The sequence below is a fragment of the Streptomyces rimosus subsp. rimosus genome (assembly GCF_000720725.1).
Lineage (GTDB): Bacteria > Actinomycetota > Actinomycetes > Streptomycetales > Streptomycetaceae > Streptomyces > Streptomyces rimosus_A.
Genome location: NZ_JOCQ01000184.1, coordinates 1 through 7,464, shown reverse-complemented (window position 1 = coordinate 7,464; position 7,464 = coordinate 1). Strand labels below are relative to the sequence as shown.

At 71.7% G+C, this 7,464-nt stretch carries 7 protein-coding genes; 4 read left to right on the top strand and 3 right to left on the bottom strand.

The genetic code is table 11. The features are described from left to right. Positions 1-123: 123 nt before the first annotated feature. Both IH45_RS0141860 and IH45_RS0141855 read right to left on the bottom strand, forming a co-directional pair. Positions 124-1,233 carry a hypothetical protein gene (locus IH45_RS0141860; protein ID WP_030682111.1) on the bottom strand — a complete coding sequence of 370 codons (1,110 nt, stop codon included), beginning with the start codon at positions 1,231-1,233 and terminating at the stop codon, positions 124-126. Between the two features lie 283 nt (positions 1,234-1,516). Next, positions 1,517-2,422, bottom strand: coding sequence for a hypothetical protein (locus IH45_RS0141855; protein WP_030682108.1), 906 nt, complete (start codon positions 2,420-2,422; stop codon positions 1,517-1,519). 291 nt (positions 2,423-2,713) lie between these two features. Here IH45_RS0141855 and deoC point away from each other — a divergent pair, with 291 nt between their 5' ends. The 3 genes from deoC to IH45_RS0141840 are packed head-to-tail and all read left to right on the top strand — an operon-like array spanning position 2,714 to position 6,001. Then, a complete protein-coding gene (deoC, locus tag IH45_RS0141850) occupies positions 2,714-3,709 on the top strand; it encodes a deoxyribose-phosphate aldolase (RefSeq protein ID WP_030682104.1) in 996 nt (331 codons plus the stop codon). 2 nt (positions 3,710-3,711) lie between these two features. Beyond that, positions 3,712-5,142, top strand: a complete 1,431-nt coding sequence (locus IH45_RS0141845; protein ID WP_030682100.1) for an aldehyde dehydrogenase family protein — start codon at positions 3,712-3,714, stop codon at positions 5,140-5,142. After that, positions 5,135-6,001, top strand: coding sequence for an aldehyde dehydrogenase family protein (locus tag IH45_RS0141840; protein WP_030682098.1), 867 nt, complete (start codon positions 5,135-5,137; stop codon positions 5,999-6,001). The genes IH45_RS0141845 and IH45_RS0141840 overlap by 8 nt, the downstream gene beginning before the upstream one ends. Before the next feature lie 96 nt (positions 6,002-6,097). On the opposite strand, the gene IH45_RS0141835 is transcribed toward IH45_RS0141840, so the two are convergent. Continuing rightward, a complete protein-coding gene (locus IH45_RS0141835; protein WP_030682094.1) occupies positions 6,098-6,505 on the bottom strand; it encodes a hypothetical protein in 408 nt (135 codons plus the stop codon). Positions 6,506-6,645: 140 nt separating this feature from the next. Here IH45_RS0141835 and IH45_RS0141830 point away from each other — a divergent pair, with 140 nt between their 5' ends. Continuing rightward, positions 6,646-7,311, top strand: a complete 666-nt coding sequence (locus IH45_RS0141830; protein ID WP_030682091.1) for a uridine kinase family protein — start codon at positions 6,646-6,648, stop codon at positions 7,309-7,311. Positions 7,312-7,464 lie beyond the last annotated feature (153 nt).

The following is a 7,464-nucleotide window of genomic DNA, read 5'->3' as shown; positions in this document are numbered from 1 at the left end:
GCGCCACGGAGGGGGCGCCGCCGCCCAGGGCGCCGCGGGCGAGCAGGACGCCGCCGAGCGCCAGGAGGAGCACACAGGCCGCCGGCAGCAGGCGGTCCGCCCGGCGCCCCGCGGGACGCCCGCTCAGCACCACGAGCCCTCGGACTGCCGGCGGCGGCGTACCGCGAAGACGACGCCCGCGGCACCGGCCGCGGCGAACGCGCCGCCCGCGGCGAACAGCGGGGTGGTGTCCGGCGCCTCCGGCGCGTCGTAACCGGCGGCCACGGCGCCCTTGGGCAGCGTCTTGGTCTGGGTGTTGGTCGGGGTGGCCTGCACGCCGGCGGGGGCCGCGCCCTTGCTCTCGGTGGCCTTGACGGCGTGCGTACCGCCGGAGGCACCGCCCGTGCCGGGCTTCGCGGCCGGCGCGCAGCCCTTGGGCAGCGCGGGGAAGTTCGCGTAGCCGGGCGGGTAGCTGCCGCCCTGCATCTTGAAGCGGAACGTGGGACGGGCGCTGTACGGGCTGACGATCTTCGCGCCGAAGCGGGCCAGCGTCGGGTGCGTACGGTCGAGGTAGGCGCCCGGCACCGCGTTGCCCGGGCCGTCCTCGAACGTCACCCTGGGCCCCTTGGAGCTGTTGGTCATGGCGGCGAGGGTGCCGCCGCCGATGGCCACGCGGCGGGTGACGGAGCAGCTCTTTCGGCGCTCGGAATCGGTGCCGCCGGGCTTGTGGGTGGTCGGTACGGCGGCGTGCCCGCCGGCCTCCTTGCCGCCCTGACCGCGCTTGCCGGCCTCCTTGCCGCCGGTGGACGGCGCGCCGGACTTCGGCAGCGCATAGGTCCTCGCGCGGCTGCCGCCGCCGACGTGCAGCGTCGGCGACGCGCCCGAGACGCCGGACAGACGCAGGTGCAGGCCCTTGATCTGCGCGGTCGGGTGGTTACGGTCGAGGAGGCCGAGCACCCGGACCATGTACCGGTCGCCGGACTTCCACTGCGGGCCGACGTAACGGATCCACGCCTCGGGGCCGTCCGCCGAGGGCACGTTGCGCAGCACGGCCACCATGCCTCTGCCGATGTAGACCGGCTGTCCCGCGTAGCGGCCGGCACCGTCGGAGGCGTGCTTCGCGGCAGCGGCCGTCACGGCGGTGCCGGGCGTCGCGGCGAAGGCGCCGGAGGCGGAGCCGAGCAGGGCGGCACCCAGCGCCGCGGACACGACGGCGGTGCGCAGCGTGCGGCGGTGTGCGGACAATGCGGTCATGGGTAACCCCCGTTGAATGGTCGGCCGTTCGGCGACGAGACCACATCCGCCGTCCTCCACGGGTGGGGCCAGAAGCTGCTGCGGTGCGGTGCGGCACTTATGAAGGTAGGGGACAGCCGTGACGGCCCCTCCGCTGTTGTGTAACGGCCACTTAACAGAAATCCATCACTCCTGGGAGCACCTGTTACAGACGGCTTCCCGCCCATACGGAAAGCGGCCCGCCGGGGATCGGCGGGCCGCTCGAACCGCGTTATGGGCGAAGCTGCTTCGCGTAGGGGCCGACTCAGCGCGCGATGTGCGAGGTGATACTGCCGTCGGTCTCCAGTACGGCCCACAGGGAGCCGATCTTGATCGCCGAGTAGGGCACCACCTCGTCTCGGGCCGCCAGTGTGGCCAGGGTGCGCCCCCCTCTGTCGACGAGGTCAGCTCGATAGCCATTGCCGATTGAGGTCACCCGGGCGATGGTCTTCCCGTCGGCGAGCGTTTCGTTGTGCGATCCGCTCGGGCGGGCCTTGGCGATCCAGGAGACCAGCTCGCCCTTCGAGGAAAGCGCGGTGAACATCCCGTTGAGGTTGCCGGCCGCGTAGGGTTCGTCGGCGGACGCCTCGATGGAGCCGAACGAGTATCCGTCCGCGAAGCCCTCCGCACGGTAGTGGCCGGGTCCGAGCCGGTAGACCTTGGCGGTGGAAACGCCGTCCGCCAGCTTCACCGTACGGACGTAGGTACCGCCGCCCGCTCCCCAGTGGACGGGGCAGCCGGCGGGCAGCAGCGGGAAGGTGTCGGTGGGCGCGAACGCGACCCCGCCCACCGAGCGGCGCTGCCACAGCCGGGCATGGCCGGTCTCCAGGTTGGTGAGCTTGAGTCCGGCTTCCTCGTTGACGGGGTGGTGGTGGTTCACGCCGCCGACGACGTTGCCGTCCTTGTCCTTCAGGACAGCCTGCGGGCCCTCGGGGCCGTTCTCGGGAATCGGCCGGTTGATGATCTCCACGTACATGCCCTCGACGGGGAGGATCGAGGGCACCTTTTTGGTGACGGTGCACCGCGCGACGTCAGCAGGCGTCGGCCCGCCCCCCTTCGCCGCACCGGCGGCGAACGCGCCGGACACCGGTCCGAGGGAGGCGGCGGCCACGGCGGCGCAGACGGCCGCGGTGCGCAGGATCGTACGGTGGCGCTGGGGTAATGCAGACATGCGGGAACTCCATCGCTGGCTGGTCGTGCCGGACTGGATGAACGAGACATCGCATGCCGCCTCCCGGACGGGTGGGGCCGTGAGGGTCTGGCGGTGGCGGTGAGTCATAACGTACGGATGGTCTTTGACCGCCGAATCGCCGTTGTGTAACGGACGCACCGCGGAAGGGCATCTGCCCGGTATCACCCGACCGCAACACAAAAACCGGAATTATCCCCACCGCCGCACCATCCCCGCCCCGCAGAGGGGGTGACATGCAGCTACGCGCGTAGATATGCTCCCCTCGTGACCATGCCCACCACTGTTCCCGCATACGGCAAGGAAGCCGCGGGGCGTCTGGCGTCGATGGCGGACGTGACCGCTTCCGACGGTGCGCTGCGCCGCTTCCTGCACGGCCTCCCGGGCGTCGACGCGGTCGGCCTCCAGGCCCGCGCCGCGACCCTCGGCACCCGCTCGATCAAGACCACGGCGAAGGCGTACGCCATCGATCTCGCCATCTCGATGATCGACCTGACGACACTCGAAGGAGCGGACACCCCGGGCAAGGTCCGGGCCCTGTGCGCCAAGGGGATCAACCCCGACCCCCTGGACCGCGGCACCCCCAAGGTCGCCGCGATCTGCGTCTACCCCGACATGGTGGCGACCGCCAAGGAGGCCCTGACCGGCTCCGGCATCCACGTCGCCTCCGTCGCCACCGCCTTCCCGGCGGGCCGGGCCGCACTGCCCGTGAAGCTGGCCGACACCCGTGACGCGGTCGCGGCCGGCGCCGACGAGATCGACATGGTGATCGACCGGGGCGCGTTCCTGTCCGGCCGGTACCTGTCCGTCTTCGAGGAGATCAAGCAGGTCAAGGAGGCGTGCCGCCGCGAGGACGGCTCGTACGCCCACCTGAAGGTGATCTTCGAGACCGGCGAGCTCCAGACGTACGACAACGTGCGCCGGGTCTCCTGGCTCGCGATGCTGGCGGGCGCCGACTTCATCAAGACCTCGACCGGCAAGGTCGCGGTCAACGCCACCCCGCCGGTGACCCTGCTGATGCTGGAGGCCGTGCGCGACTTCCACGCCACGACCGGGGTACAGGTCGGTGTGAAGCCGGCCGGCGGCATCCGTACGACCAAGGACGCGATGAAGTACCTGGTCATGGTCAACGAGACGCTGGGCGATCAGTGGCTGACCGCGGACTGGTTCCGCTTCGGCGCCTCCAGCCTGCTCAACGACCTGCTGATGCAGCGCCAGAAGCTCAGCACCGGCCGTTACTCCGGCCCCGACTACGTCACGGTGGACTGACCATGACCTTCGAATACGCACCGGCGCCCGAGTCGCGCGCCGTCGTCGACATCGCGCCGTCCTACGGACTGTTCATCGACGGCGAGTTCGCCGACGCGGCCGGCGGCAAGGTCTTCAAGACCGTCTCGCCCGCGAACGAGGAGGTCCTCTCCGAGGTCGCGCAGGCCGGTTCCGAAGATGTGGACCGGGCCGTCAAGGCCGCCCGCAAGGCGTTCGAGAAGTGGTCGGCGCTGCCCGGCGCCGAGCGCGCCAAGTACCTCTTCCGGATCGCCCGCCTGATCCAGGAGCGCTCCCGCGAGCTGGCCGTCCTGGAGTCGCTGGACAACGGCAAGCCGATCCGCGAGTCCCGCGACTCGGACCTGCCGCTGGTCGCCGCGCACTTCTTCTACTACGCGGGCTGGGCCGACAAGCTCGGCCACGCGGGCTACGGCGCCGACCCGAAGCCGCTGGGCGTGGCCGGCCAGGTCATCCCGTGGAACTTCCCGCTGCTGATGCTGGCGTGGAAGATCGCCCCGGCGCTGGCCTGCGGCAACACCGTCGTCCTCAAGCCCGCCGAGACCACCCCGCTGTCCGCGCTGTTCTTCGCGGACATCTGCCGCCAGGCGGGCCTGCCGAAGGGTGTCGTCAACATCCTCACCGGTGACGGCTCGACCGGCGCCGAGCTGGTCGCGCACCCGGACGTGAACAAGGTCGCCTTCACCGGCTCCACCGAGGTCGGCAAGGCCATCGCCCGTACCGTCGCGGGTACGGACAAGAAGCTCACCCTGGAGCTGGGCGGCAAGGCCGCGAACATCGTCTTCGACGACGCGCCGATCGACCAGGCCGTCGAGGGCATCGTCAACGGCATCTTCTTCAACCAGGGCCATGTGTGCTGCGCGGGCTCGCGCCTGCTGGTGCAGGAGTCCGTGCAGGACGAGCTGCTGGACGCGCTCAAGCGCCGGATGAGCACGCTGCGCGTCGGCGACCCGCTGGACAAGAACACCGACATCGGCGCGATCAACTCGGCCGAGCAGCTGGCCCGTATCAAGGCGCTGGCCGACGCGGGCGAGTCCGAGGGCGCCGAGCGCTGGGCCCCGGCCTGCGAGCTGCCCGACGCGGGCTACTGGTTCGCGCCGACGCTGTTCACCGGCGTCACCCAGGCCCACCGCATCGCCCAGGAGGAGATCTTCGGGCCGGTGCTGTCGGTGCTGACCTTCCGTACGCCGGAAGAGGCCGTGGCCAAGGCCAACAACACCCCCTACGGGCTGTCGGCGGGCGTCTGGACGGAGAAGGGCTCGCGCATCCTGTGGATGGCGAATCAGCTCCGGGCGGGCATCGTCTGGTCCAACACGTTCAACAAGTTCGACCCGGCCTCGCCGTTCGGCGGCTACAAGGAGTCGGGCTTCGGCCGCGAGGGCGGCCGGCACGGTCTGGAGGCGTACCTCGATGTCTGATCGCTTGAGCGTTCTCAAGACCTACAAGCTGTACGTCGGGGGCAAGTTCCCCCGGTCCGAGAGCGGGCGGGTGTACGAGGTGACCGACTCCAAGGGCAACTGGCTCGCCAACGCGCCCCTGTCGTCCCGCAAGGACGCCCGGGACGCGGTGGTCGCGGCCCGCAAGGCGTTCGGCGGCTGGTCCGGCGCGACCGCGTACAACCGCGGCCAGATCCTCTACCGCGTCGCGGAGATGCTGGAGGGCCGCCGCGAGCAGTTCGCCGCGGAGGTCGCCGACGCCGAGGGCCTGTCGAAGGCCAAGGCGGCGGCGCAGGTGGACGCGGCGATCGACCGCTGGGTCTGGTACGCGGGCTGGTCCGACAAGGTCGCCCAGATCGCGGGCTCCGCGAACCCGGTCGCCGGGCCGTACTTCAACCTGTCGTCGCCCGAGCCGACCGGTGTGGTGGCCGTCCTGGCGCCGCAGGAGTCGTCGTTCCTCGGCCTGGTCTCGGTGATCGCCCCGGCAATCGTCACGGGCAACACGGTCGTGGTCGTCACCAGCGAGAAGTCGCCGCTGCCCGCGCTGTCGCTGGGCGAGGTGCTGGCCACCTCCGACCTGCCCGGCGGTGTGGTCAACGTCCTGTCCGGACGCGTCAACGAGCTGGGCGGGCCGCTGGCCGCGCACCAGGACGTCAACGCGATCGACCTGGCGGGCGCCGCGGCCGACGCGGAGCTGGTCAAGGCGCTGGAGACGGCCGCGGCCGACAACCTCAAGCGCGTCCTGCGCCCGCGGAACACGGACTGGACCGCCGACCCCGGTACGGAGCGGCTGCTGGCCTTCCTGGAGACCAAGACCGTCTGGCACCCGACGGGGGTCTGACCTCCCCTCTCCAGGCGCCCGCGCCGGTACGCTTCCGCCCGCCCCCGTCCGTCCACGGGGGCGGGCGGACCGCGTTCCGCGCCATGTGCGGCGCCCTCAGCCGGGCAGCAGGCCCACGGCCTTTTCCGCCAGCGGCAGGTCCTCCAGCGCGCCGCCGCCCGCGAGCGGGCCCGTGACCAGGCCCGTGGTCAGCGGCTTGAAGTCGGCGACCTGGGTGCCGATCGTGTTGTTCAGCGGGTCCGCCGCGGTCCCGGACAGCGGGTCCAGCTTGAGCTTCTTGACCGGCCCGATGCCGCCCGCGAGGGAGTGCAGCAGCGCTCCCGTCACCGCCTGGCGGGTCCGCGCGACTTTGTCGGCTTTGTCGGCGTGTCCGTGAGCCCTTGCGGCGGCCGGTGCGGCGCCGACGGCCACGAGGGCGGTGCCGGCCACCGAGAGCGCCAGTCCGACGCGCAGGGCGGAACGTGGTACGCGGCGCCGGTGCCGGGGACGTGCGTGTGAGGCCATGTGCCACCTGCCTGTGCGTAAGCGAAATAACGATATGTGCGTAATCGAACGATTGCGTAGCGTAGTTGAGGGGTGCGGGGACGTTCCAGCGCAGGCGCGCCGGGTAACCCTCACGGCCCAATGCGCGACAATGGTGCCCCGTGAGCTCCCACTCCTCGCCCCGGCCGCCCGCCGCCCGCGTCGTCCTGCTGACCGGCCCCTCCGGCTCCGGCAAGTCGTCCCTCGCCGCCCGTACCGGCCTGCCCGTCCTCAACCTCGACGACTTCTACAAGGACGGCACGGACCCGACGCTGCCGGCGCTGCCCGACGGCGGCGGCACCGACTGGGACTCGCCGCTCTCGTGGAACGCGGACGCCGCCGTCGCCGCGATCGGCGAACTGTGCCGTACGGGACGCACGGCCGTACCGGTGTACGACATCGGCGCCAGCGCACGCACCGGTGAAACGGTTCTGGACCGCGGGGACGCGCCCCTGTTCATCGCGGAAGGCGTCTTCGCCGCGGACATCGCGGAGCGCTGCCGTACGGCGGGGCTGCTGGCCGATGCACTGTGCCTGCGCGGCCGCCCCACCACGACGTTCCGGCGGCGGCTTATCCGCGATCTGCGCGAGGCCCGCAAGCCGGTGCTGGTCCTGCTGCGCCGCGGCGTGCGGCTGCTGCGCGCCGAGCGCGGCATCGTCGCGCGGCACACCGCGCTGGGCGCCCACCCGTGCGCCAAGCCGGAGGCGCTGGCGCGGATCGCGGCGGCGCGGAACGCGGGCGCCGCGGCCGGTCACGCCGTCGCGGAGGCCGCGGAAGTCTGCGCCTGAAACGGGTCGCGGGGCCCGCGCACCGGGGCCCCGCGAACGGCGAAGGAGCGGATTCGCGCCGTACCCCCCGGCCGGCCGAACCCGCTCCTCATCTCCCCCCGTATCCCCCGTGTCCCCCCGTCCCCTCCCCCGTGGTTTTTTTTTTATCCTTCT